The sequence below is a fragment of the Azonexus sp. genome (assembly GCF_041909095.1).
GTDB lineage: Bacteria > Pseudomonadota > Gammaproteobacteria > Burkholderiales > Rhodocyclaceae > Azonexus.
This window is the reverse complement of the sequence record NZ_JAYREB010000003.1, coordinates 133,303-157,713: the sequence shown is the minus strand read 5'-3', so window position 1 is coordinate 157,713 and position 24,411 is coordinate 133,303. Positions and strand designations below refer to the sequence as shown.

Genomic DNA, 24,411 nt, shown 5'->3' with positions numbered 1-24,411 from the left:
TGAACATGAAACAGCAAAACAAGGGCTTCACTTTGGTGGAAATCATGATCGTCGTGGCAATCATCGGCATCCTGGCGTCGATTGCCCTGCCCGCCTACAACGAGCACACACGCACGTCACGGCGGGCAGCGATCCAGTCCTGCCTGATGGAACATGCGCAACAGATGGAACGCTACAAGACGCCCAACATGACCTATGTCGGAGCACCAGCTCCAGCTTGTCAGGGCACTGCGGCAGCTTCTTACAACGTTGTATTCAGTGCCGCTCCAACCGTCACGACTTTTGCCCTGCAGGCCACACCGCTTGGTGATCAGCTCAGCGGGAAAGGCTGCAACAAGGATACCCTGACCATTAATCAGACTGGCGCCAAAACGCCGGCAAATTGCTGGTAATGGGGTGCTTTGGGCGCCGGCTGATGCCGGCGCCCGGATTTCAGGCCAGTTCCCTGGGCAAAGCGAAGGCAACCCCTTCATCACCGCCGGGCAACTGCCCGACTTCAGCAGCAGTCAGCTCGCGGAGCCGATCAACCACCTGCTGGACCAGGATTTCCGGCGCCGAGGCGCCAGCGGTGACGCCGATGCGTTGCTTGCCGACCAGCCAGGCTTCTTCGATCTCGACGGCACTGTCGATCAGGTAAGCGTCGATGCCGCGGCCGGCGGCGACTTCCTTCAGGCGGCGCGAGTTCGAACTGTTCGGGCTGCCGACGACGACGACCAGATCGCATTGTTCGGCCAAAGCCTTGACCGCGTCCTGGCGGTTCTGCGTGGCGTAGCAGATGTCGTCCTTTTTCGGCCCCTGGATCGCCGGGAAACGCTGGCGTAGCGCGTCGATGACGCGACGGGCGTCATCCATCGACAGCGTCGTCTGGGTCACGTAGGAAAGCTGTTCGGGCAGGCGGACCTGCAGCTGCGCGACATCATCGACGGTCTCGACCAGATACATGCCGCCATCGCTCTGCCCCATCGTCCCTTCGACCTCGGGGTGGCCCTTGTGGCCGATCATGACGATCTCGCGCTCACCCTTGCGCATGCGGCCGACTTCCAGGTGCACCTTGGTGACCAGCGGACAGGTCGCGTCGAAGACCTTGAGGCCGCGCTGTTCTGCCTCGTCGCGCACCGCGCGCGAAACGCCGTGGGCGCTGAAGATGACCGTGCTACCGGCCGGGGCCTCAGCCAGTTCCTCGATGAAAACAGCGCCCTTGGCGCGCAGGTCGTCGCAGACGAACTTGTTATGCACCACCTCGTGGCGGACGTAGATCGGCGCACCGAACTTTTCCAGTGCCCGTTCGACGATGGTGATGGCGCGTTCGACACCGGCACAGAAGCCTCGGGGATTGGCAAGGATGACCTGCATTACATGATTCCGATGATTTTCACCTCGAAGCGGATCGTCTTGCCCGCCATCGGGTGGTTGAAGTCGAACAGGGCGCTGGTTTCATCAAGCTCGCGCAGGAAACCGGCGAAGGTCGCGCCATTGGGCGCGGTGAATTCGACGACGGAATTCTCCTTGAGTTCCATGCCGGCAGGCAAGCCGCTGCGGGCGATGCGCTCGACCAGGCGTTCGTTGTGCACACCGAAGGCCTGTTCCGGTTCCAGCTCGAACACGTAATGCTCGCCGGCATTCAGGCCAAGCAGGACGCTTTCGAGGTTTTCGGCGAGCTGGCCGCTGCCCATCTGCAGCGTCGCCGGGCTCATGTCGAAGGTGGACAGGAATTCCTCGCCATCGAGGGCGGTGACGCGGTAATGCAGGGTCAGGTAGCTGTCGGGGCGGACGGTGGTGCTCATGCGTTTTCTTTCTGTTCTTTGTGGGTCAGCGAAGCGACGATCAACAGCACGGCGCCGACGGTGATCGCCGAATCGGCGATATTGAAGGCCGGCCAGTAGAAACCGGCGGCGTGCCACTGGATGAAATCGACGACGGCACCAAAGCGCACGCGGTCGATCACGTTGCCGAGCGCGCCGCCCATGACCAGGGTCAGCGCCAGCGCCATCAGCTTATGCTCCGGGTGCTTCTGCAGTTCAAGCGCAATCCAGCCGGACACACCGAGCGCCAACACGGTGAAGAACCAGCGCTGCCAGCCCGGCTGGTCGGCGAGGAAGCTGAACGCAGCGCCCGGGTTGAAGGCCAGCACCCAGTTCCAGAAAGGTGCGACGTAGATGACCTCACCCGGCCCGATGGTACCGAGCACAATCCACTTGCTGATCTGGTCGAGGACGACGATCAGGCCGGCCAGCGCGTACCAGTGCCGGGCTTCACGCATGCGTGCGCACCTCGCCGTCGCCGTGCAGGTTGCTGACGCAGCGCCCGCACAGGCCGGGATGTGCCGGATCGGCGCCGACATCCTCGCGCACGTGCCAGCAGCGTTCGCACTTGGCGTGCGTCAGCGGCGTGGCGGTGACCGATTCCTCGGCAGACTCGATCAGCGAGGTCGCCGAGCAGATGAAGACGAACTTCAGGTCGTCGCCGAGCGCCGAGAGCGCGGCGAACTTGTCGCCGGAGCAGCGGATTTCGACCGCGGCCTGCAGCGCAGCGCCGATCTCGCCGGCCTCGCGGCGAGCCTCCAGCGCCTTGGTCACGTCGTTGCGCACTTCGCGGACGATCGCCCATTTCGCCAGCAGCTCGCTCTCGCCGGTCTGTTCCGGCAGTTGATGCCATTGCTGGAACATCACCGAGTCGTCGGCATTGCCGGTCAGCACCGCCCAGACTTCCTCGGCGGTGAAGGCAGTGATCGGTGCCAGCAGGCGGACGAAGGCCTGGGTAATGTGCCACAACGCCGACTGCGCCGAGCGGCGGGCGAGCGACTTGGGTGCCGTCGTGTAGAGGCGGTCCTTGAGGATGTCGAGGTAGAAGCCGCCGAGGTCTTCCGAGCAGAAGCCCTGCAGCGCCTGGACCACGCGGTGGAACTCGAAACGCTCGTAATCGCCCTGGCAGGACTGCTGCAACTGGCGGGTCAGCGCCAACGCGTAGCGGTCGATCTCCAGCCACTGGTCGGCCGGCAGCATGTCGGCGGCGGCGTCGAAATCGGAAACGTTGGCGAGCAGGAAGCGCAGCGTGTTGCGGATGCGGCGATAGCCTTCGACGACGCGCTTCAAGATTTCGTCGGAGATGGTCAGCTCGCCCGAGTAATCGGTCGAGGCCACCCACAGGCGCAGGATGTCGGCGCCCATCTTGTCCGAAACCTGCTGCGGCGCGATGACGTTGCCCTTGGACTTCGACATCTTGTGGCCCTTGCCGTCGACGACGAACCCGTGCGTCAGCAGTGCCTTGTACGGGGCGCGGCCGTCGATCGCGGCGCCGGTCAGCAGCGAGGAATGGAACCAGCCGCGATGCTGATCGGAGCCTTCCAGGTAGAGGTCGGCCGGCCAGCCCAGCTCGGCGTGCGAGCCGCGCATCACGCTCATGTGGGTGGTGCCGGAATCGAACCAGACGTCGAGGATGTCGGTGGTCTTGACGTAGTCGACGGCGTCATTGCCGAGCAGTTCGGCCGCGTCGAGTTGCGTCCACGCTTCGATACCGCCCTGCTCGACGCGCTTGGCCACGGCTTCCATCAGTTCCAGCGTGTTCGGATGCAGTTCGCCGGTCGCCTTGTGGGTGAAGAAGGGCAGCGGCACGCCCCAGTTGCGCTGGCGCGAGATGCACCAGTCCGGGCGGTTGGCGATCATCGCATGCAGGCGGTTCTTGCCCCAGGCGGGATAGAAGGCGGTGTCCTCGACGCCCTGCAGCGCGGCTTCGCGCAGCGTGTGGCCGGCCGGCTCGGTGGCGGCGACGCCCTGGCTGTCGACGTCCGGCGCATCCATGCGCACGAACCACTGGCTGGTGGCGCGGTAGATCAGCGGCGTCTTGTGGCGCCAGCAGTGCATGTAGCTGTGCTCGATGGTGGCGTGCTTCAGCAGCGCACCGACTTCGGCCAGCTTGTCGACGATCACCGGGTTGGCCTTCCAAACGTTCATGCCGCCGAAGAACGGCAGGTCGGCGGCAAACGTCCCATCGCCCTGCACCGGGGTCAGGATCTGCTCGTTGTGCATGCCGTAGTTCTTGCACGACTGGAAGTCTTCCAGACCGTAGGCCGGCGCCGAATGGACGATGCCGGTGCCGGCGTCGAGGGTCACGTAGTCGCCGAGGAAGACCGGCGACAGGCGGTCGTAGAGCGGATGGCGGAAGGCGATGCGTTCCAGCGCCGCGCCCTTACAGGCGGCAACGGTGGTACCGGTCAAGCCGTAGCGGGCGAGACAAGCTTCCTGCAGATCGGCGGCGAGGATCAGGCAACCCCTTTCGGTCTGCACCAGGTGATAGGTGATTTCCGGGTGCGCGTTGAGCGCCTGGTTGCCGGGGATGGTCCATGGCGTCGTCGTCCAGATCACCGCATAGGCTTCACCGGCCGGCAGGGCCGCCAGGCCGAAGGCGGCCGCCAGCTTGTCGCGCTCGGCGGCGGCGAAGGCCACGTCGATGGCCGGCGACTTCTTGTCCTGGTATTCGACTTCCGCTTCGGCCAGCGCCGAGCCGCAGTCGAAACACCAGTTCACCGGCTTCAGGCCGCGATAGACGAAACCGCGCTTGACCATCGCGCCAAGGGCGCGGATCTCGTCGGCTTCGGTCTTGAAGTTCATCGTCTTGTACGGGTTATCCCACTCGCCGAGCACGCCAAGGCGGATGAAGTCCTTCTTCTGCCGTTCGATCTGCTCGGTAGCGTAAGCACGCGCCAGCTTCTGCACCTGCTCGCGCGGGATGGCCTTGCCGTGCGTCTTCTCGATCTGGATCTCGATCGGCATGCCGTGGCAGTCCCAGCCCGGCACATAGGGCGCGTCGAAACCGGCCAGCGTCTTCGAGCGGACGATGATGTCCTTCAGCACCTTGTTCACCGCGTGGCCGATGTGGATGTCGCCGTTGGCATACGGCGGGCCGTCGTGGAGGATGAACTTCGGCCGGCCGGCAGAAATCTCGCGGATCTTCCGGTAGAACTGCTTCTCCTGCCACTGGGCGACCCATTGCGGCTCGCGCTTGGGCAGGTCGCCACGCATCGGGAACGGGGTATCGGGAAGGTTCAGGGTGTCTTTGTAATCAGCCATTTTTTAACATCCACCGCAAAGGCGCGAAGGCGCAAAGTTTACGCAAAGTTTTCAAAATCCATTGACCACGCGCTTGATCCCTTGATGCATCAGCCCGTGATTGAAGTTCATCAGCAAGCCCAACTGCAACCCTGTCAGCTTGAGATAGGTCAGAAGTTGGGCGGAGTGTACAGGCAACAGTTGATCACACGCTTTCAGTTCGACGATCAGCGACTGCTCAACCAGCAAATCAATTCGGTAGGCCTTGTTTACCACCACAGATTTATAGTGCAGGGGCAACAGAACCTCTTTCTCAGACGCCATCCCGCGCTCCGCGAGTTCAACGATCAGGCAGTCCGCATAGGCACTTTCAAGCAAGCCCGGCCCCAGATGACGATGCACTTCAATCGCGGCACCAATCACCTGCTTGCTCAATTCATCCAGCGCATCGCCAAAAAATCTTTGCGTCAACTTAGCGCCTTTGCGTCTTTGCGGTAAAAAAAGCCCGCGCCGCCGCGGCATCGGCCGCGATCTGCGCCTTGAGGGCGTCGAAATTGGGAAAACGTTGCTCGTCGCGCAGCTTGTGCACGAAGCGCACCGAAATGTGGGCGCCGTAGATGTCGCGGTCGAAATCGAACAGATGCACTTCGAGCAGCGGCCGCGTGCCGCCGACGGTGGGCCGGACGCCGAGGTTGGCGACGCCGGGCAAAGGTGTCGGCCCCAGGCCGGCAACCTCGACCGCGAAGACGCCGGTCATCGGCAGCGGATTGTGCTTGATGCGCAGGTTGGCGGTCGCGAAACCGAGCTGACGGCCGAGCTTCTGGCCGTGCGCGACCTGACCGTCCATCATGTAGGGGCGGCCAAGCAGCTTCGCCGCGTGCGCCATGTCGCCAGCCGCCAGCGCCTGGCGCACGCCGGAACTGGAGACGCGCTCGCCGTCGACAACGACACTGCCCATCGCTTCGACCGTGAAACCGTGACGTTCGCCAGCGGCCTGCAGCAAGGCGAAATCACCGACCCGCCCCTTGCCGAAGCGGAAATCGTCACCGATCACCAGATGCCGGACCTGTAGCCCGCGCACCAGCACCGCTTCGATGAATTGCTCGGCGCTGAGCGCAGCGAAGGCGCGGTTGAAAGGGCAGATCATCGCCTGGGCGATACCGCTGTCGGCCAGCAGTTCGAGTTTTTCGCGGAAGGTGCTGAGCCGGGCCGGCGCTGAGTCGGGGGCAAAAAACTCGCGCGGATGCGGCTCGAAGCTGAGCACCGTCGGCACCACGCCGCCTTGTCGGGCAACCTCGACCAGGCGGGCAACCAGGGCCGCATGGCCGAGATGCACGCCATCGAAATTGCCGATGGCCAGTGCAACGGGTGCCGGAACAGGACGGGAATAACCGCGAAAAACGCGCATCGAAGGCTGGCGGAAAAAACCGCGATTATACCGGCTAGCCCCCTGAATGCCGACAAAACAACGGAAAAACAGCCCCTTGCCCGATCTGCCATCGCTATAATCCGGCAAAACCGCCAGGCCTCTTCCGATGATGCTCAACCTGATCAACCATGTCCTTCGCATTTCGGCGCGCCGCGACCGCACCGAAATCAATTCGGCCATGGTTGATGCGCTGACCGAATTGTTTGCACCACGCCGGGTGAGCATTTACCGCTGCTACGCCAGCAAACGCAAGACTGTCGTCTTCTCCTGTGCCGGCTTCGGGCCGCAAGGCCAGTTCCTGCGCAACGCCTACCTGCCCGAAGCACAATTCAGCCAGCCGATCGAACGCGACCCCCTGCTACTGCGCTGCCGACGCGAACTCTCCGCCGTTCTCGAACACCTGGACGATGGCTCGCACCGGGTGATCTTTCCCATCATGCGTCTCGACGACCCGATCTATTTCATCGATCTGGAGATGGCTGAAGATTTTTCCGCCGACCTGCGCGTCACGCTGATGGGACTGATCGAATATTTCGGCAATCACATCGGCCTTCTCGACTACGGCGAAACCGACACGCTGACCGGGCTGTCCAGCCGCAAGACCTTCGACAAGCACCTGTTCGAACTGCTCGGTCAGGCCAGCACCGACCGCCGACTCGGCAACGCGCCGCAACCGGCCCGTCGCCAAGCACAAGCGGATAGCAACCACTGGCTGGCGGTTTGCGATATCGACCATTTCAAGCGGGTCAACGATACCCACGGCCACCTGATCGGCGACGAGGTGCTGATCATGGTGTCGCAGGTGATGCGCCAGAGCTTCCGCTTCGACGACCAGTTGTTCCGCTTCGGCGGCGAGGAATTCATCGCGTTGCTGCAGCCAACCAACCGCGAGTCGGCAGCAGCGAGCCTGGAACGTTTCCGGCACGACGTCGAGCAAACCGTTTTCAGTCGCGTCGGCCACGTCACCGTCAGCATCGGCTTCAGCCGCCTGCTGATCAGCGACACGCCAAGCGACGTCATCGAACGCGCCGACGAGGCCCTTTACTACGTCAAGCGCAACGGCCGCAACCAGGTCGCCTGCTACGAACAGCTGATTGAAGACGGGCGCCTCGCTGCGCGTGAAATCGCCAAGGGCGAGATCGAACTGTTCTAAGGCGTCAGCGTCGGCCTGCCACAAGCAAGGCGCTGGCCGCGTTGATCCGCTCGCCGATAGGCACCGCTGCGTCGTTCATCACCGCCAGCAGGAAAGCCGCCGGGTCGGTGAAATGCCCGGCCAAGGGCAAAGCGTCCATAGCCGCCTGGGGTGGCGTCGGCAGTTGGGCCATGACCCTGGCAAACTGGCGGTCGTCGATCGCCCGCAGAGCGGCCAGCATTTCGGCCTGTCGTTCCGAATTCGGCGGAAACTCCAGGCCCGGCTCGCTGATGAACATGCTGCCCATGCCGGGATCGATGAAGGCCGACCAGCGCTCGACCACGGCGTCAAAAGCGGGCACCACCGGCACGGTTGCAAGCCCGCTCAAGGGATGACAGCGCAGTCGGTCAGCCGGCAGATCGCTCAGGCAGGCCACCCGCAGACCATCGAAAAACGCCGCCAGCTGCGGCAGCGGCCGCGGTGATGCGAAAGCCAGCCAGAGCGTGAACGCGCCGCCAGCAGAGACCGACAGGGCCGGCCGTGGCAGGGCCAGTTCGTCGGCGAGATAACTCAGGGTTGCACCAACGCTCGGCCAGTCGCTGGCCTGCGGGAATTCGATGAGCAAGGCCCGGGCCGTGGCAGTGGCGTCAAGCAGCGGCAGCTGCACGGCGTCGCCAGCAACATCGGCAGCCGCGTAGAGACGCCGCAGTTCAGCGAACAGCGCGGGCTGCATCAGCCAACCCTGGCAATCCTCGCCTTCGGTCCCGGCGGATGCTTGATGAAGTACTGGCGGATGCCGCGCATGATGGCGTCGGCCATCTGCTCCTGATAGGCGTCGTCCTTCAAGCGCAGCTCTTCTTCCGGATTGGAGATGAAGGCGGTCTCGATCAGCGCCGACGGGATGTCCGGCGCCTTGAGGACGGCGAATCCCGCCTGCTCGACACTGGTCTTGTGCAGGTGGTTGATCGAACCAAGTTCGCCGAGCAGGTACTTGCCGAGCTTCAGGCTGTCGTTGATGGTCGCCGTCTGCGACAGATCGAGCAGGGTGCGGGCGAGGAAAACGTCCTTGGTCTTCGCCAGATTGACGCCGCCGATCAGGTCGGCGCTGTTTTCTTTCTGCGCCAGCAGGCGGGCCTGGGTGCTCGACGCCCCCTTCTCGGACAGGACGAAGACCGAGGAACCGCGCGCGTCGGGCTTGATCCAGGCATCGGCGTGGATCGACAGGAAGAGGTCGGACTGGATGCGCCGCGCCTTCTGCACGCGCACCTGCAGCGGCACGAAGAAATCGCCGTCGCGGGTGAGCACGGCGCGCATGTTCGGTTCGGCGTCGATGCGCGCCTTGAGACGGCGGGCAATGGCCAGCGTCACGTTCTTTTCATGGGTGCCGCGCTTGCCGACGGCACCGGGATCCTCGCCGCCATGGCCGGGGTCGAGCATGATCGTCACCAGCCGATCCACGACAGCCTTGCCAGAACGTTTCGCCGGCTGGCTTTCGACAACCTCGACCGGCTTCTGCTCCCTGCCGGCAAGATCCTGCCCCGGCTTGAGCGGCTCGACTGCCTCCTGGCGCCCTTCCAGCAGCGACATCAACGGATCGAGCGGCGTTTCCGGATAGACGTCGAGCACCAGGCGGTGGCCATACTCGCCAACCGGCGTCAGCGAAAAGACCTGCGGCGCGACCCGCGTCTTCAACTCCATCACCAGACGGACGACACCGGGCTTGAAACGCCCGGCACGCAGCAAGCGGATGTAGGGGTCGTCGCCCGCAACCTTGCCGGCGAGGCTCTCGAGCACACCGTTGAACTCGACCCCCTCGATATCGACGACCAGGCGATCCGGATTTTCAACGGTGAAATGGGTGAACTTGAGCGGCGCGTCATGCTCCAGCGTCACCCGGGTATAGTCGGCGGCCGGCCAGATGCGTACGGCGACGATCGCCGGCCGACTGGCTGCCCGGCCGGACAGCGGCGTCACCGAAAGGACTAGCGCGGTTCCGGCGTAGCGCAGGAGTTGCCGGCGGCGCGGATCGAGGCGATGGTTCTTACGCACGAGGCCCCCCTTTCCGAGTTGGCTGCGAGTTCGGCAATCCGTCCGTCACCAGCGTGTTGCAGGCGAATGCGCAGGTCGGACGAAGGAACGCAGCCAGCCGCCTTGTCGGGCCACTCGACCAGACAAACGCTTGCTTCGTTGAAATATTCGCCAAACCCCGCATCGAGGAATTCCTCTGGTGACTCGAAGCGATAAAAATCAAAGTGATACAAGTATAAACTCGAAACTACGTAAACTTCAACCAAAGCATAGGTCGGACTCTTCACCGGACCGCTGTGGCCAAGCGCCCGGATCAGCGCCCGCGCCAGCGTCGTCTTGCCGGCGCCGAGGTCGCCGTCGAGGTAAATCACCAGGCCTGGCTGCAGCGCCTGCGCCAGGTCGGCGCCGAGGCGCTGGGTCGCCGCCTCGTCGGGCAGATCGAAAACGGCGGTAACATCCGTGCCATGCATGATCAGGACTCCAAACTGGACTACGTCGCCCTCAAGGCACGCATCCGCGAACTCGGCCGGGAACTGGGTTTTGCCGAAATCGGCGTGGCCCGCGCCGAACCGGGCGCCGCCGTCGACCGGCTGCGTGCATGGCTGGCCGCCGGCATGCACGGGGAGATGGATTATATGGCGCGCCACCTTGAACTGCGCGCCCAGCCGCAGCAACTGGAGGCCGGCACGATCACGGTAATTGCCGCCGCCCTCGACTACCTGCCGCACGACAAAGCGGCCGACGATCCCGGCCAGGCGGCGATCTCCCGCTACGCCCAGGGCCGCGATTACCACAAGGTGGTACGCAGCCGCTTGCAGAAGCTGGCCACCGCCATCGGCGAAATCGCCGGCCCCTTCGGCTACCGCGTGTTTTCCGATTCGGCACCGGTGATGGAAGTCGAATACGCCAGCCAGGCCGGCCTCGGCTGGCGCGGCAAGCACACCCTGCTGTTGTCGAAACGGGGGTCTTGGCGCTTTCTCGGCGAAATCTACTGCGACCTGCCGCTGCCGCCCGACACCCCGGTCGACGAGCACTGCGGCAGCTGCCGCGCCTGCCTAGATGCCTGCCCGACCGGCGCCATCGTTGCCCCCTACGTGGTCGATGCACGGCGCTGCATTTCCTACCTAACGATTGAACTGGCCGGCGCCATCCCCGAGGAATTCCGACCGCTGCTCGGCAACCGCATCTACGGCTGCGACGATTGCCAGACCTGCTGCCCATGGAACCGTTTCGCCCAACTCGGCGACCCGGAATTCGCGCCGCGCCACGGTCTGGATTCGGCCACGCTGATCGAATTGTTCGCCTGGAGCGAACAACAATTCAACGACCGCCTGGCCGGCAACCCGATCCGCCGCATCGGCCACGAACGCTGGCTGCGCAACATCGCCGTCGGGCTCGGCAACGGCCCGGCCGCGGCCGAGGCGATCACCACCCTGCGCACCCGCGCCGACGATGATTCGGCGCTGGTGCGCGAGCATGTCGCCTGGGCCCTCGAACGCCTCGGCAGCGGCGGCTGACTTGGGCGCATTCATCTTCCTTTCAGGCTGGCGTGCTGTAATCACCGGATAACGTTTCCGGGCTCGCCTGCCGCCAACTTCCGATGAACACCTTCAAACAACGCGCCGCCCGCCGCATTGCCGCCATCAGCATCTTGCTCGCATTGATCAGCGCCCCCCTCGCCTGGCTGATTTCGCGCGAGATCGCCGAGGAAAACATGGTCTCCCTGGCCATGGAGGAATCCCGGCACATCCTGGGCGACCGCGACAGCTTCGCCCTCCCCGCCGAACAGCAGTTGCCGCTGCGTGCCGACGAGGCGGCGCTGGCGATCACCGGCGGCCTGTTCGATATCGCCGAAATCTACGATGCCGACGGCCGCAAGCTGGCCGAGGCCACAACACCGGCGGGCGAAGCCGTCGAATCGCTGCTGCCCAAACATGGCCGGCCGAATTACCGGACACCCAGTTATCAAAGCCTGAAGCTGCCCGAACATGGCTGGATACTGCGCATCTTCGTCCCCCTGGAAGGGCGTGATACCAAGCGCCCGGCGGGCTTTTTCGAGGGCGTGCGCATCGTCCCGGAATGGCAGAAGGAAGAACTGATGCGCGGCGCACTAACCATGGCTCTGATCGTTGCCGCCGCCTCCTTGCTCTGCGGCCTGACCATCTATCCCTTCGTCGTCCATCTGTCGGCGGAAAACTCGCGGCGGGCGGAAGCGCTGCTCGAATCGCACCTGTCGATGATGGAAGCGCTGGGCCGCGCCGTCGCCCGTCGCGATTCCGACACCGGCGCCCACAACTACCGGGTGGCCTGGATCGCCGCCTGCATCGGCGAAGCACTGGGACTGGAACGAGCGGCAATGCAGGCCTTGATCGTCGGCAGCTTCCTGCACGATGTCGGCAAGATCGGCATCCCCGACGCCATCCTGCTCAAGCCCGGGCGGCTGGACGCCGAGGAAATGACGATCATGCGCACCCACGTCGCGCAAGGCGAGGCGATCGTCGCCGGCATCGGCTGGCTGGACGAGGCGGCCGCCGTGGTTGCCGGCCACCACGAAAAATGGGACGGCAAAGGTTACCCGCGCGCTCTGAGTGGCGAAAACATTCCCCTGGCGGCGCGCATCTTCGCCATTGCCGATGTCTTCGATGCGCTGGTCTCGCGCCGCCCGTACAAGGAGGCGATGCCGTTCGCCGCCGCCATCGAGATCATTCGCCAGGACAGCGGCAGCCACTTCGACCCGACACTCGCCGCCATCTTCCTGAACATCGCCGAAACGCTGCACACCCGGCTGCAATGTTGCGACGAAGCCGGCTGCCGCCGATTGCTCGACGACAGGGTTCGCCACCACTTCTTCGAACAGGCCTGAACGAGAAGCTCAGCGCTCGACCGGCCGCGCCGGCTCGGCGCACCACTCGCTCCACGAGCCGCCGTAGAGCCGCGAACCGGGCAGGCCGGCAATTTCCATGGCGAGGATGTTCTGGCACGCGGAAACACCCGAACCACAGTAATGAACGACCGCCGACGGCGCATCGCCGGCAAGCAGCACGCGCCATTCGGCGGCCAGTTCGGCCGCCGGCTTGAAGAAGCCGTCAGCGCCGAGGTTGTCGCCGAAGAAGCGATTGCTCGCACCGGGAATATGGCCGGCCACCGGATCGATGGTTTCGTTCTCGCCGCGAAAGCGGTCGGCGGCTCGCGCGTCGATCAAACGCCGGTCCGCCGCCCCCAACCCGGCCAGGACATCGTCAACAGCGACCGTCCACGGGCGCAAACGCGGCTGGAAGTCGCCCGGCACGGCACTCGGTCGTGCCGTACTCAAAGCCCCGCCAGCCTGGCACCACGCCGCCCAGCCGCCATCGAGCACAGCGACGGCATCGTGGCCGAGCCAGCGCAACAGCCACCAGAGACGGCCGGCGATCATGCCGTTGCCGTCGTCGTAAGCGACCACCCGAGTCTGCCTGCCGATGCCGAGCGCCGCCAGCTTGCCGGCCAGCACCTCGGGATCGGGCAGCGGATGGCGCCCGTTGCGGCCGTTCAGCGGCCCCGACAGGTCACGGTCGCAATGCAGGAAGAAGGCGCCGGGCAGGTGCGCTTCGTTGTAAGCCCGCTCGCCGTAGCCGACATCGGCCAGCTGATGGCGGACATCGACGATGCAGCAACCGGGCTCGCCGAGCTGCGCCTGCAACTGCGCCGGACGGATCAGCGGACCAAAGCTCAAGCCTCGCCTTCCAGCCACTCGTCGGCGGCGGCGGGATCGTCGAAAACCTGCACGTCGGCATTGACGAAGGTCTGCGAAATCCAGGCGCTCCAGGTCACCCACTCGCTGTCGGTGACCACCGCGACGCGATTGAAATCGTTGGCATGGGCGCGCGAGAACTTGACTTCCTCCCAGGCGACGTCGAGCGTCAGCGTGCCCATCTTGGTCAGGTCGAAGAACAGGTCGACCGGACCTTCGAACTTGATCTTGTAATTGACGACTTCCTCGAATTCACGATAGTCGGCCAGCGTGAATTCGCCGAACACCGAAACATTGACCCGGTGGGCCTTGTGGTCGATGACGATCATGGTTTGCTCCGTTGTTGTTGTGGCCCCAGTTTAATCCTGCTCCACCGGGCTGGCACGGGAAAAATGCGTCGCCGCGATGCCCGACAGGAGGATCAGGCCGATCGCCGCCCACGCCGACGCCGGCAGCACTTCGCCCCAGAACAGCATGCCGGCGAGGCTGGAAAAGATCACCGTGGAGTAGGCCAGCGCTGCCGACAGCAGGGTCTTGCCGCGCGAATAGGCGCGCGTCATCGCCAGCTGGGCGAGCGTCGCGAAACCGGCGACACCGAACAGCAGCAGGCCGCTGTCGGCGTCGACCGGGTGGATCTCGCCGAAGGCGAGCCAGACGGCGGCACAGACGCTGGCGACGAGCGAGAAATAAAAGACGGTGCGGATTTCCGATTCACCGCGCGCCCCCAGTTCGCGCACGCTGAAGTAGGCCATCCCGGCCATCACGCCGGAGGCGAGGCCGACCAGACCACCGACCAGCTGCTCGGCCTGAAAGGTCGGCTTGAGCAAGAGAATGACGCCGGCCAGACCGAGCGCCAGCGCACCGAGCATGCCGCGTCGCACCTGCCAGCCGGCGAGCGCCAGGTAGAGCGCGAGGAAGATCGCCGAGGTGTAGTTGAGCGTCACCGCGGTCGCCAGCGGCAGCAGGGTGATCGCGTAGAAATAGGCGAACAGGGCGGAGAAGCCGACCAGACCGCGAGTGATCTGCCAGCGCCAGTGCGGCGTCGCCAGCCGGACGCCGCGCAGGCGAACCAGCCCGAACATCAGCAGCAGGGCGATGAAACTGCGGTAGAAGGTGATTTCGACCGCCGAATGGGTCTGCGCCGCCAGCTTGACGCAAACGCCCATGCAGGCGAACAGGAAACTGGCGGCGATCATCCACAGGGATTGCATGCGTGACTCGACTCGGACGGCGCAGCCAGGCTTCGGGCCACGACCGGCAAAGACAATGAAAAAGGGCGCCGGATTCTACCCGACGCCCCGGTCGACCGCGGAAGCGGCTGAAAAATCCGCTCAGCGGCCTTCGATTTCCTTCTGCATGATGCGCCGGTAGAACTCGTGGAAGTGCTGCATGCCGTCCTCCATCGGGCTCTGGTAGGGGCCGACCTCGTTCCTGCCGTCGGCCAGCAGCGCCTTGCGGCCGCGGTCCATGCGCTCGCCGATGTCGTCGTCCTCGATCGCCGTCTCCATGTAGGCGGCGCGCTCGGCTTCGATGAACTCGCGCTCGAAATCGACGATTTCCTCGGGGTAGTAGAACTCGACGACGTTCATCGTCTTGTCCACACCCTGCGGGATCAGCGTCGACACGACCAGCACGTGCGGATACCACTCGACCATGATGTTCGGGTAGTAGGTCAACCATACCGCGCCCTGTGGCGGCGTCTGCCCACGGTCGCCGTAATATTCGCGGACCACCTTCTGCCAGCGGTTATAGACGCCGGAAGTGGATTCCTTGAGCAGCGAGGTGATGCCGACCTTCTGCACCGAGTACCAGTCGCCGAACTGCCAGCTCAGGTCGTCGCAGGTGACGAAGTTGCCCAGCCCCGGGTGGTAGGGCACGACGTGGTAGTCCTCCAGATAGACCTCGATGAAGGTCTTCCAGTTGTAGTTGCACTCGTGCATCTCGACGTGGTCGAGCTTGTAGCCGGAAAAATCGAAATCACGCGCGGTCAGCATGCCGGCCAGATCGACGTTGGCCGAACGCGGCCCCTTGAAGAGCAGGCCGTTCCAGTTCTCCAGCTTGACCTTGTCGAGGTTGAGGCAGGGATTCTGCGGAAAATGCGGGGCGCCGATCAGTTCGCCGGACGGCTCATAGGTCCAGCGGTGAATCGGGCAGACCACCGGCCCGTCGAGCTTGCCAGCGCCCTGCAGCATGATCGCCTGGCGATGGCGGCAGACGTTGGACATCTGCCAGATGCCGGCATTCGGCCCGACCGCGCCGCCGTTGAGCAGCATCTGGCCGTGGTCTTTCCATTCCTGGGTACGGTAATTCCCCGCTTCGGGCACCATCAACTGGTGACCGACGTAGCCCGGACCGGCATCGAAGATGAGCTTCTTCTCCAGCGCATGAATCCGTTCATCGAAATACCAGTCCACCGGCAGTTGGGAAACTGCAGGGGCCAACCGGGACGAAGTCGCCATGTCGGACATTCCTAGCCTCCAGCGGGTTAAAAAAAGGATGTCGATTTTATCCTGAATTTGACCGAAATACCCCGCATGGAGTATTTTCATATGTTTCCTGAACGACCAAGTCATGGATCCCACCCCGATAGCCGAGATGAAATTCGAGGTCGCCCTGGCCGAACTGGAAGCCACCGTCGCCAGCATGGAAAACGGCCAGTTCGAACTGGCAGAATCGATTGCCGCGCATCGGCGCGGCATGGCGCTGATCCAGCATTGCCAGAACCTGCTGGCGAAAGCCGAAGAAGAAGTGCGCATCATCGAGAACGGCGTCGCCCGCGACGTCGATCGCAACACCCTGGAGGCCCAGTGAGCCTTTCCTTTGCCGACTGGATGGCCGCCACGCAGGGCCGTACCGAAGCTGCGCTGGCGCGCTTCCTGCCCGCCGCCGAAACGATTCCGCAACGCCTGCACGACGCCATGCGCTACGCCACGCTGGGCGGCGGCAAGCGCGTCCGCCCGCTGCTGGTCTTCGCTGCCGGCGAACTGGCCGGCGCCGATGCCGGCCGCCTTGACGTCGCCGCCTGCGCGGTCGAACTGATCCACGCCTATTCGCTGGTACACGACGACCTGCCATGCATGGACGACGACGTCCTGCGCCGCGGCCGGCCCACCTGCCACGTCGAATACGACGAGCCAACCGCGCTGCTCGTCGGCGACAGCCTGCAGACGCTGGCCTTCGAACTGCTCGCCAGCCAACCGCTCGGCGAGCGCCAACTGGAAATGATCACCCTCCTCGCCCATGCCAGCGGCTCGCGCGGCATGGCCGGCGGTCAGGCGATCGACCTCGCCTCGGTCGGCAAGCCGCTCGAACAGGTCGAACTGGAACTGATGCACGCGCTGAAGACCGGCGCCCTGATCCGCGCCGCCGTGTTGCTTGGCGCGCTGGCCGGCGCCCCCCTGAGCGACAACGAACGGCTGCAGCTCGACCGCTTCGCCAAGCGCGCCGGCCTGCTCTTCCAGGTCGTCGACGACATCCTCGACTGCACGGCGAGCACCGCCACCCTTGGCAAGACCGCCGGCAAGGATGAAGCCGCCGACAAACCGACCTATGTCGCCCTGCTCGGCCTCGAACGCGCCCGCGCCTACGCCGACGAACTGCGTAGCGACGCGCTGGCAGCGCTCGCCTGTTTCGGCCAGCGCGCCGACCGGCTGATCCAGCTCGCCGACTTCATCTGCCACAGGCTATTCTGAACATGACTTACCCGCTGCTGCAAACCATCGACCGCCCTGCCGACCTGCGCGCCCTGGAGCGCAAGCAACTCGGCCAGGTGGCCGGCGAACTGCGCGACTTCCTGATCGAATCGGTGTCCGGCACCGGCGGCCACCTGTCGTCCAACCTCGGCACCGTCGAGTTGACGATCGCCCTGCACTACGTCTTCAACACGCCGGAAGACCGCCTGGTCTGGGACGTCGGCCACCAGTGCTACCCACACAAGGTGTTGACCGGGCGCCGCGCCGGCATGAACAAGCTGCGCATGCGCCACGGCATCGCCGGTTTCCCCAAGCGCTGCGAGAGCGAATACGACACCTTCGGCGTCGGCCATTCGTCGACCTCGATCTCGGCGGCGCTGGGCATGGCGCTGGCCGCCAAGCAGAAGGGCGAGGCGCGCCAGGTGATCGCCATCATCGGCGACGGCGCGATGTCCGCCGGCATGGCCTTCGAGGCACTGAACAACGCCGGCGTCGCCGACGCCGACATGCTGGTCATCCTCAACGACAACGAGATGTCGATCTCGCCGCCGGTCGGCGCGCTCAACAACATCCTGACCCGGCTAACTTCGAGCAAGACCTTCAACGCTGCCCGCTCCGCCGGTCGCCACATGCTCGGCTTCGCCCCACCGCTGCTTGAACTGGCACGCCGCGCCGAGGAGCACGTCAAGGGCATGATCGCCCCGGGCACACTGTTCGAGGAATTCGGTTTCCACTACTACGGACCGATCGACGGCCACGACCTCGACGCGCTGATCCCGACCCTGGAAAACCTCAAGGGCATCAAGGGACCGAAGTTCCTCCACGTGATCACCAAGAAGGGCCAGGGCTACAAGCTCGCCGAGAGCGACCCCATCCTTTACCACGGCGTCGGCAAGTTCGCGCCCGGCGAAGGCATCCAGTCCGGCAAGGGCGGCGGCAAGCTGACCTACACCCAGGTCTTCGGCGACTGGCTGTGCGATCAGGCACGCGCCGACCCGCGCCTGGTGGCGATCACCCCGGCGATGCGCGAAGGCTCCGGCCTGGTCCGCTTTGCCCAGGAATTCCCCGGCCGCTACTACGATGTCGGCATCGCCGAACAGCACGCCGTGACCTTCGCCGCCGGCCTGGCCTGCGAAGGCCTGAAGCCGGTGGTCGCCATCTACTCGACCTTCCTGCAGCGCGCCTACGACCAGCTGATCCACGACGTCGCGCTGCAGAAGCTGCCGGTCGTCTTCGCCGTCGACCGCGGCGGCCTGGTCGGCGCCGACGGGCCAACCCACCACGGTAGCTTCGACCTCTCCTTCGCCGCCTGCATCCCCAACCTGACGATCATGGCGCCGGCCGACGAAGCGGAATGCCGGCGCATGCTGTCGACCGCCTTCGCCCACGACGGCCCGACGCTGGTCCGCTACCCGCGCGGGGGCGGCACCGGCCAGAAAGCGGCGTCCGAGCTCGACACCTTGCCGCTGGGCAAGGCCGAAGTCCTGCGTCGCGGCAGCAAGGTCGCCCTGCTCGCCTTCGGCAGCCTGGTACCGGCGGCGCTCGCCGCCGGTGAGGCGCTCGATGCAACGGTGGTGAACATGCGGTTCATCAAACCGCTCGACAACGCGCTGATCGGCGAACTCGCCGGGAACCATTCGCTGCTGGTCAGCATCGAAGAAAATGCCGTGATCGGCGGCGCCGGCTCGGAAATTGAACGCCTGCTCGGCGAACTTGGCAGTAACGCTGCCGTGCTGCGCCTCGGTCTTCCCGACCAGTTCGTGGATCACGGCGAACAAGGCCAGCTCCTCGCCGAGCTTGGCCTCGACAAGGAAGGCATCGTGCACCGCGTGCGCGAACGCCTCGACAACCCGCTCTAACGGACAGAACAGCCCCATGACCCCAACTTCCATCCCCGACGTACAAAGCTCCGCCGACACGCGCCAGATCGCGATCAACAAGGTCGGCATCAAGGCCATCCGCCACCCGATCAAGGTCCAGGACAAGGCCGAAGGCATCCAGCACACGATCGCCGTGTTCAACATGTACGTCAGCCTGCCGCACAATTTCAAGGGCACGCACATGTCCCGCTTCGTCGAGATACTGAACTCGCACGAGCGCGAGATCTCGGTCGAGAACTTCCCGACCATGCTGCGCGACATGGTCGTCCGCCTGGAAGCGGAAAGCGGCCACATCGAGATGAACTTCCCCTACTTCATCAACAAGACGGCACCGGTTTCCGGCGTCCAGAGCCTGCTCGACTACGACGTCACCTTCATCGGCGACATCTGTGGCGGCGAGATTGTCACCTCGGTCAAGGTCGTCGTACCGGTAACCAGCCTCTGCCCCTGCTCGAAAAAGATTTCCGAGCGCGGCGCCCACAACCAGCGCTCGCACGTCACCGTCACCGCCCGCACCAACGACTTCATGTGGGTCGAGGAACTGGTCCAGCTAGTGGAATCGGAAGCCTCCTGCGAACTCTACGGCCTGTTGAAGCGCCCGGACGAGAAGTACGTCACCGAGCGCGCCTACGACAACCCGAAGTTCGTCGAAGACATGGTCCGCGACGTCGCCGCCCGCCTCAACGCCGAGCCACGTATCGACAGCTACGTGGTCGAGTCGGAAAACTTCGAGTCGATTCACAACCACTCGGCCTACGCGCTGATCGAGCGCGACAAGCGGACCGGCTGAAGCGCGCCGAGACAAGCATCCCGAAGGCGCCGCGGCGCCTTTTTTATCGTTCGCAGTCAACAAAAAAAGGGGCCGAAGCCCCTTTTCAGATATTGCTGCGAACCGTCGATCAGGCGGAAGCCTTCTTCGCCGGCAGCTTTTCCTTGATGCGTGCCGACTTGCCCGAACGCTCGCGCAGGTAGTACAGCTTGGCGCGACGGACATCGCCGCGACGCTTCAGCTCGATCGAGGCGACCAGCGGCGAATAGGTCTGGAAGGTACGCTCGACGCCTTCGCCGGAAGAAATCTTGCGGACGATGAAGGACGAGTTCAGGCCACGGTTACGCTTGGCGATGACGACGCCTTCGTAAGCCTGCAGACGCTCGCGGTTACCTTCCTTGACCTTGACCTGGACGACGACGGTGTCGCCCGGGGCAAATTCGGGAATGGTCTTGCCCAGGCGGGCGATTTCTTCTTGTTCCAGCTGTTGAATCAGGTTCATGTGAGATCCTTTTTGTAAAACATTACTCACCGCATTGCTCCGCACCGGAAATTTCCGCGAGGAGTTGCGTCTCTTCCGCAGTCAGACTGCGTTGCGCCAGCCATTCGGCAAACAGCTCCGGACGGCGCTTCCGGGTCCGCGCCAGCGACTGCTTTAGCCGCCAGCGACGAATTCTCTTGTGATCACCGGAAACCAGCACCTCGGGCACCGGCATTCCCTCGTAAACCTCGGGACGGGTGTAGTGCGGACAATCCAGCAGACCATCGACAAACGAATCTTCCACCGCCGAGGCGGCATCACCAAGCACCCCCGGCAACTGGCGGACGACGGCATCGATCAGCACCATCGCCGGCAACTCGCCACCGGAGAGCACGAAATCCCCGATCGATATTTCTTCATCGACACAGCGCTCGATCAGACGCTCGTCAATACCTTCGTAACGGCCGCAGAGCAGGATCAGCCCTTCGCCACCGCTCACCAGGCGCATCACCCGCTCATGGGTCAGCGGTGCACCTTGCGGCGACAGGTAGATCACCCGGCTCGCCGGGAAACCTGCCGCAGCCTGAGCCGCCTTCGCCGCAGCGATCGCCTTTTCCAGCGGCGCCGCCTGCATCAGCATGCCCGGACCGCCACCGAAAGGCCGGTCATCAACCCGGCGCCAGGCGTTTTCCGCGTAATCGCGCGGATTCCACGCCTGCCAGACCCAACGACCTTCTTCCAGTGCCCGGCGGGTAATCCCGCTTTCCGTGACCGCTGCGAACATCTCCGGAAACAAGGTCACGCCGTCGAAGCGGATCACCAGTCGCAACCCCAGGCCACCCGGATCACGCCGCCCGGCCGGTCAACATCCAGCACGACCGCGTCGACGAAAGGCAACAACCTCTCCTCGCCGGCCTCATTTACCACTTGCAGCACATCGTTGGCACCGGTCTCGATCAGACCGGCAACCTTGCCAAGCAGTGCGCCTTCTTCGTTCACCACCGCCAGACCAAGCAGGTCAGCCCAGTAAAACTCGTCGTCGCCGGTTTCTGGCAGGGCCTCACGCGGCACGCCGATCAACTGACCCTTCAACCCTTCCGCCGCCGTCCGGTCGGAAATGCCGACAAACGACACCACCAAGCCGTCGCCGTGCGCCTTCAGGCCATTCAATTCAGCCTCGCGCCACGGCCCACCTTCCCGGCCCAGATACCAGACCGGAATGCGACGCCAGCCAAGCGGATCATCCCCGTAAGGATGCAACCTGATCCAGCCTTGGATTCCGTACGCCTCGGCAAGTCTGCCAAGAACGACAATATCGTTGCTGGACAAGGTGTTACGAAACTCAGGCAGCCTGCTTGGCGTTCTGCTTGACCAGGCGGGCAGCGGTCGGCGACAGCTGTGCGCCTTGCTCCAGCCAGTAGGCCAGACGATCGCCAGCAATGCGCAGTTGCTCGGCAGCACCGGAAGCGACCGGGTTGTAGAAGCCGATGCGCTCGACGAAACGACCGTCGCGACGATTGCGGGAATCGGTGACGACCATGTTGTAGAACGGGCGCTTCTTGGCGCCGCCACGTGCGAGACGGATAACGACCATGTGAATACTTTCGTAAGCTGGGAAAAAGACGCGAGATTATAGCGGTTTGTCGATGAAAAACAAGCCACTTAAGACCCGCCCCGCCAGATACCCAAGCACTACCGGGTGTCGGGGGCGTAAGTTTTTGCTATTCTTTACAAATCATGGCAAAAAGCACAAACAAGGAAGCTCCCCCGGAGAGCGAGGAACTGGTCAAGGGCATCCTGGAATGGCTGGCCCTCGCCCACGGCCATTCCGAAGACGCCGACGAACTTCTGCAGCAGGTACTCAAACTGCGTGAAGCCGCCATCGGACCGTCGCCTCACGTCAAACTTCTCGACCTGCTGTTTGGCCATGCCGAATCCGTGCTGCAAGCCGAACTGCCCAGCCTGCAGCCCCCTGCTCTGCCGGTCAGCCGCAAAACCCGGCAGAAAATCAAGACACTGCTGACACTGCTCGAAATGCTGGCCCAGGAATATTTCAATTCACTGGCCGCCCATTACAACCCGCAGGACCATCTGTCCGACGAGCGCATGCAGGCTTCGCTGCGGCGCGCCGCCCAGACGATAGCCACCCAGATCCACATCCACCACCTGATCGCAGCACCACCCGGCAACGGTCTTTGGCAGCAACTCAACGCCGCCTACCGCACCGCCCGCCGGCTCGGCATCGAACAACGCAGCGGCACCGCCGGCAACACCAGCATCGAGCGTTTGTACACCGACACGCTGCTGCAGGCCATCGCCCAACCAGCCTCCTTTTCCTCCGGCGAACTGCTGCTGATCAGCAGCCTGACCGAACGCCTCGGACACTTGGTCAAACTCGCCGAGGCCCCGCCTGACGCCCCCGGTGACGATGTCTTCTGGATTGACCTCGAGCGCGACAGCCCGGCGTATGCCCTGGTGCGACGCCAACCCGGCGAAGGCATCAGACCCTTGTATTTTGCAGGAGGTGAATTGGCCGCCGGGGTACGGAACATCGCCAGCACCCTCGCCGCCGGCACCACAGCCGAGAGCCTGGGCCTGCCGGAAATCGCAGACGAACCCGCCGGACGCGGCGTCATGCGCCGCCTCGAAAAACTCTGGGGCGCCCCGGCCAGACGCCGCTTTCCGCGGCGCCGCCACGCCTATCGCGCCCGGCTCTGCCTTGGCCTGGAGGGGCTGCACCGCCTGCTGCAAGGAGAGGAAGGCGGCGACGACGTCAGCGAGTGGATGGTCACCAACGAAAGCCCGGAAGGCTATGCGCTGATGCACATGAGTGGCAGCACGGCCCGGCTGCGCGTCGGCGACATCGTCGCTATCCAGCCGCGCGAAGAATTTTCCCCGCGCGTCGACAACTGGCATGTCTGCATCGTCCGCTGGGCAATTTCGGAAAACCCCGAGCATATCGAAATCGGCCTGCAGGTGCTGGCGACGCGGGCACTATCCGCTCGCATCGCCGACCCCAGCCGAAGCGGACTAGCCCCGCTCACCGCCCTGCTCCTGCCGGAGGCTCCACCGGTACGACCGGCGCAATCGCTGATCACCCCGGCGGGCAGCCTGGCGGAAAATCGTCGACGCATGGTACTGCTGATCGAACAGGACAACCTGCAGATCCGGGAGGTCCAGACCGGCGCGCTGAGCGAACAGACCGGCATCGTCGAAATCTTCACCCTGCTGCCCGACAGCGAGGACTGAACGCGGCGGCTATAATCCGCCCCATGCACGACATCCTCGTCCTCTATTACAGCCACCGTGGCTCGGTCCGCGCCCTGGCCGAACGCCTGGCCCGCGGCATCGATTCGGTTGCCGGCGCGCAGGCCCGCCTGCGTACCGTTCCCAGGGTTTCCACCGTATGCGAAAGCAGCGCCCCCGGCATCCCCGACGCAGGTGCACCCTACGTTGAGGCCGCCGATCTTGAGCAGTGCGCCGGCCTGGCGCTGGGCAGCCCGGTCCGTTTCGGCAACATGGCAGCACCGATGAAATATTTCTGGGACGGCACCATCGCTGCCTGGCAGAACGGTACCCTGGCCGGCAAACCGGCCTGCGTGTTCACGTCGAGCGCCAGCCAGCACGGCGGCAACGAAGCCACGCTACTGAGCATGATGCTGCCACTGCTGCACCACGGCATGCTGCTACTGGGTCTGCCCTATACCGAAACGGAATTATCGACCACGCGCAGCGGCGGCACGCCCTACGGCGCCAGCCATGTTGCTGGCGGCAGCGGTGACCCGACCCTGAGCGAGGAGGAAAGCCGCCTGGCCTTCGTCCAGGGACAGCGCCTGGCCCGACTGGTCGTCCAACTGGGGAAATCATGAACGCGCGCTTTTACCAGAACCTGACCAGCGCCGCGCTGATCGCCCTGATCTTCCTCTGCCTCGCCTGGGAAGGCTGGCTGGCGCCCTTGCGCCCGGGCGGCTCGTGGCTGACGCTCAAGGCCATCATCCTGCTGGCCCCGCTGTTCGGCATCCTGCGCGGCAAGCGCTACACCTACAAGTGGCTGTCGCTGCTGATCCAGCTCTACCTGCTCGAAGGCCTGACCCGGGCGACCAGCGAGCAGGGCCTGTCACAATGGCTGGCTGTCGGCGAAACCGTGCTCGCCGTGCTCATCTTCTTCTCGGCGGTGATGTATTTGCGCGCCACCCGCCACCCCTCGGCAACCGCGTCGTCGTGA

Annotated in this window: 28 protein-coding genes; 11 read left to right on the top strand and 17 right to left on the bottom strand. The window is 64.3% G+C overall.

Features of this window, described 5'->3' with window-relative positions:
• Positions 1 to 5 precede the first annotated feature (5 nt).
• Positions 6 to 392 (top strand): type IV pilin protein, encoded by a 387-nt coding sequence (locus ACE3OV_RS08975; RefSeq protein ID WP_374326660.1) that lies wholly within the window; start codon positions 6 to 8, stop codon positions 390 to 392.
• A gap of 40 nt (positions 393 to 432) precedes the next feature.
• On the opposite strand, the gene ispH is transcribed toward ACE3OV_RS08975, so the two are convergent.
• From ispH to ACE3OV_RS08945, 6 genes are read right to left on the bottom strand one after another with little or no spacing between them, the layout of a single operon-like run.
• Positions 433 to 1,353 (bottom strand): 4-hydroxy-3-methylbut-2-enyl diphosphate reductase, encoded by a 921-nt coding sequence (gene ispH, locus ACE3OV_RS08970; protein ID WP_374326659.1) that lies wholly within the window; start codon positions 1,351 to 1,353, stop codon positions 433 to 435.
• Entirely contained in the window at positions 1,353 to 1,784 is a 432-nt protein-coding gene (locus ACE3OV_RS08965) for a peptidylprolyl isomerase (protein ID WP_028994685.1), read from the bottom strand. The genes ispH and ACE3OV_RS08965 overlap by 1 nt, the downstream gene beginning before the upstream one ends.
• Positions 1,781 to 2,260: a signal peptidase II gene (gene lspA, locus ACE3OV_RS08960; protein ID WP_374326658.1), complete on the bottom strand. Its 480-nt coding sequence runs from the start codon at positions 2,258 to 2,260 to the stop codon at positions 1,781 to 1,783. The genes ACE3OV_RS08965 and lspA overlap by 4 nt, the downstream gene beginning before the upstream one ends.
• Positions 2,253 to 5,066: an isoleucine--tRNA ligase gene (gene ileS, locus ACE3OV_RS08955; protein WP_374326657.1), complete on the bottom strand. Its 2,814-nt coding sequence runs from the start codon at positions 5,064 to 5,066 to the stop codon at positions 2,253 to 2,255. The genes lspA and ileS overlap by 8 nt, the downstream gene beginning before the upstream one ends.
• A 51-nt stretch (positions 5,067 to 5,117) precedes the next feature.
• Positions 5,118 to 5,516: a GxxExxY protein gene (locus tag ACE3OV_RS08950; protein ID WP_374326656.1), complete on the bottom strand. Its 399-nt coding sequence runs from the start codon at positions 5,514 to 5,516 to the stop codon at positions 5,118 to 5,120.
• 1 nt (position 5,517) lies between these two features.
• Positions 5,518 to 6,453 carry a bifunctional riboflavin kinase/FAD synthetase gene (locus ACE3OV_RS08945; RefSeq protein ID WP_374326655.1) on the bottom strand — a complete coding sequence of 312 codons (936 nt, stop codon included), beginning with the start codon at positions 6,451 to 6,453 and terminating at the stop codon, positions 5,518 to 5,520.
• Positions 6,454 to 6,580: 127 nt separating this feature from the next.
• Here ACE3OV_RS08945 and ACE3OV_RS08940 point away from each other — a divergent pair, with 127 nt between their 5' ends.
• The gene (locus tag ACE3OV_RS08940) at positions 6,581 to 7,627 is read left to right on the top strand and encodes a GGDEF domain-containing protein (protein WP_374326654.1); all 1,047 of its coding nucleotides are present in this window, start codon (positions 6,581 to 6,583) and stop codon (positions 7,625 to 7,627) included.
• 4 nt (positions 7,628 to 7,631) lie between these two features.
• On the opposite strand, the gene ACE3OV_RS08935 is transcribed toward ACE3OV_RS08940, so the two are convergent.
• Genes ACE3OV_RS08935 through tsaE form a run of 3 tightly spaced genes read right to left on the bottom strand, consistent with a single transcriptional unit; the run spans position 7,632 to position 10,104 of the window.
• On the bottom strand, positions 7,632 to 8,339 hold the full coding sequence (locus ACE3OV_RS08935) for a hypothetical protein (protein WP_374326652.1): 708 nt from the start codon (positions 8,337 to 8,339) through the stop codon (positions 7,632 to 7,634).
• Positions 8,339 to 9,655 (bottom strand): N-acetylmuramoyl-L-alanine amidase, encoded by a 1,317-nt coding sequence (locus ACE3OV_RS08930; protein WP_374326651.1) that lies wholly within the window; start codon positions 9,653 to 9,655, stop codon positions 8,339 to 8,341. The genes ACE3OV_RS08935 and ACE3OV_RS08930 overlap by 1 nt, the downstream gene beginning before the upstream one ends.
• Positions 9,589 to 10,104 (bottom strand): tRNA (adenosine(37)-N6)-threonylcarbamoyltransferase complex ATPase subunit type 1 TsaE, encoded by a 516-nt coding sequence (gene tsaE / locus ACE3OV_RS08925; protein ID WP_374326650.1) that lies wholly within the window; start codon positions 10,102 to 10,104, stop codon positions 9,589 to 9,591. The genes ACE3OV_RS08930 and tsaE overlap by 67 nt, the downstream gene beginning before the upstream one ends.
• On the opposite strand from tsaE, the gene queG reads away from it, so the two are divergent.
• Complete coding sequence (queG, locus tag ACE3OV_RS08920) at positions 10,099 to 11,151, top strand: tRNA epoxyqueuosine(34) reductase QueG (RefSeq protein ID WP_374326649.1); 1,053 nt, start codon at positions 10,099 to 10,101, stop codon at positions 11,149 to 11,151. The two genes, tsaE and queG, sit on opposite strands and share 6 nt — an antisense overlap.
• An 83-nt stretch (positions 11,152 to 11,234) precedes the next feature.
• Positions 11,235 to 12,497 (top strand): HD-GYP domain-containing protein, encoded by a 1,263-nt coding sequence (locus ACE3OV_RS08915; RefSeq protein ID WP_374326648.1) that lies wholly within the window; start codon positions 11,235 to 11,237, stop codon positions 12,495 to 12,497.
• 9 nt (positions 12,498 to 12,506) lie between these two features.
• On the opposite strand, the gene ACE3OV_RS08910 is transcribed toward ACE3OV_RS08915, so the two are convergent.
• From ACE3OV_RS08910 to ACE3OV_RS08895, 4 genes are all read right to left on the bottom strand, one after another.
• Positions 12,507 to 13,346, bottom strand: a complete 840-nt coding sequence (locus ACE3OV_RS08910; protein ID WP_374326647.1) for a sulfurtransferase — start codon at positions 13,344 to 13,346, stop codon at positions 12,507 to 12,509.
• Positions 13,343 to 13,693 (bottom strand): STAS/SEC14 domain-containing protein, encoded by a 351-nt coding sequence (locus tag ACE3OV_RS08905; RefSeq protein ID WP_374326646.1) that lies wholly within the window; start codon positions 13,691 to 13,693, stop codon positions 13,343 to 13,345. The genes ACE3OV_RS08910 and ACE3OV_RS08905 overlap by 4 nt, the downstream gene beginning before the upstream one ends.
• A gap of 30 nt (positions 13,694 to 13,723) precedes the next feature.
• On the bottom strand, positions 13,724 to 14,575 hold the full coding sequence (locus ACE3OV_RS08900; protein ID WP_374326644.1) for a DMT family transporter: 852 nt from the start codon (positions 14,573 to 14,575) through the stop codon (positions 13,724 to 13,726).
• A gap of 120 nt (positions 14,576 to 14,695) precedes the next feature.
• Positions 14,696 to 15,832, bottom strand: a complete 1,137-nt coding sequence (locus ACE3OV_RS08895; RefSeq protein WP_374326642.1) for an aromatic ring-hydroxylating dioxygenase subunit alpha — start codon at positions 15,830 to 15,832, stop codon at positions 14,696 to 14,698.
• Between the two features lie 127 nt (positions 15,833 to 15,959).
• On the opposite strand from ACE3OV_RS08895, the gene xseB reads away from it, so the two are divergent.
• Genes xseB through folE2 form a run of 4 tightly spaced genes read left to right on the top strand, consistent with a single transcriptional unit; the run spans position 15,960 to position 19,726 of the window.
• Positions 15,960 to 16,175, top strand: a complete 216-nt coding sequence (gene xseB, locus ACE3OV_RS08890) for an exodeoxyribonuclease VII small subunit (RefSeq protein WP_374326641.1) — start codon at positions 15,960 to 15,962, stop codon at positions 16,173 to 16,175.
• Between the two features lie 20 nt (positions 16,176 to 16,195).
• Positions 16,196 to 17,056, top strand: coding sequence for a polyprenyl synthetase family protein (locus ACE3OV_RS08885; protein ID WP_374326802.1), 861 nt, complete (start codon positions 16,196 to 16,198; stop codon positions 17,054 to 17,056).
• A gap of 2 nt (positions 17,057 to 17,058) precedes the next feature.
• Positions 17,059 to 18,915 (top strand): 1-deoxy-D-xylulose-5-phosphate synthase, encoded by a 1,857-nt coding sequence (gene dxs / locus ACE3OV_RS08880; protein ID WP_374326640.1) that lies wholly within the window; start codon positions 17,059 to 17,061, stop codon positions 18,913 to 18,915.
• A 16-nt stretch (positions 18,916 to 18,931) separates the two neighbouring features.
• Positions 18,932 to 19,726 carry a GTP cyclohydrolase FolE2 gene (gene folE2 / locus ACE3OV_RS08875; RefSeq protein WP_374326639.1) on the top strand — a complete coding sequence of 265 codons (795 nt, stop codon included), beginning with the start codon at positions 18,932 to 18,934 and terminating at the stop codon, positions 19,724 to 19,726.
• A gap of 109 nt (positions 19,727 to 19,835) precedes the next feature.
• Here folE2 and rplS read toward each other — a convergent pair whose 3' ends face one another.
• Genes rplS through rpsP form a run of 4 tightly spaced genes read right to left on the bottom strand, consistent with a single transcriptional unit; the run spans position 19,836 to position 21,780 of the window.
• A complete protein-coding gene (gene rplS / locus ACE3OV_RS08870) occupies positions 19,836 to 20,207 on the bottom strand; it encodes a 50S ribosomal protein L19 (RefSeq protein WP_374326638.1) in 372 nt (123 codons plus the stop codon).
• A 22-nt stretch (positions 20,208 to 20,229) separates the two neighbouring features.
• Positions 20,230 to 21,006 carry a tRNA (guanosine(37)-N1)-methyltransferase TrmD gene (trmD, locus tag ACE3OV_RS08865; RefSeq protein WP_374326637.1) on the bottom strand — a complete coding sequence of 259 codons (777 nt, stop codon included), beginning with the start codon at positions 21,004 to 21,006 and terminating at the stop codon, positions 20,230 to 20,232.
• Positions 21,003 to 21,515 carry a ribosome maturation factor RimM gene (gene rimM, locus ACE3OV_RS08860; RefSeq protein ID WP_374326636.1) on the bottom strand — a complete coding sequence of 171 codons (513 nt, stop codon included), beginning with the start codon at positions 21,513 to 21,515 and terminating at the stop codon, positions 21,003 to 21,005. Before rimM ends, trmD begins: the two co-directional genes overlap by 4 nt.
• Before the next feature lie 13 nt (positions 21,516 to 21,528).
• Entirely contained in the window at positions 21,529 to 21,780 is a 252-nt protein-coding gene (gene rpsP, locus ACE3OV_RS08855; RefSeq protein WP_374326635.1) for a 30S ribosomal protein S16, read from the bottom strand.
• 143 nt (positions 21,781 to 21,923) lie between these two features.
• Here rpsP and ACE3OV_RS08850 point away from each other — a divergent pair, with 143 nt between their 5' ends.
• The 3 genes from ACE3OV_RS08850 to ACE3OV_RS08840 are packed head-to-tail and all read left to right on the top strand — an operon-like array spanning position 21,924 to position 24,411.
• Positions 21,924 to 23,435, top strand: a complete 1,512-nt coding sequence (locus ACE3OV_RS08850) for a hypothetical protein (RefSeq protein WP_374326634.1) — start codon at positions 21,924 to 21,926, stop codon at positions 23,433 to 23,435.
• Positions 23,436 to 23,458: 23 nt separating this feature from the next.
• Positions 23,459 to 24,055, top strand: coding sequence for an NAD(P)H:quinone oxidoreductase (wrbA, locus tag ACE3OV_RS08845; protein WP_374326633.1), 597 nt, complete (start codon positions 23,459 to 23,461; stop codon positions 24,053 to 24,055).
• On the top strand, positions 24,052 to 24,411 hold the full coding sequence (locus ACE3OV_RS08840) for a DUF2069 domain-containing protein (RefSeq protein WP_374326631.1): 360 nt from the start codon (positions 24,052 to 24,054) through the stop codon (positions 24,409 to 24,411). The genes wrbA and ACE3OV_RS08840 overlap by 4 nt, the downstream gene beginning before the upstream one ends.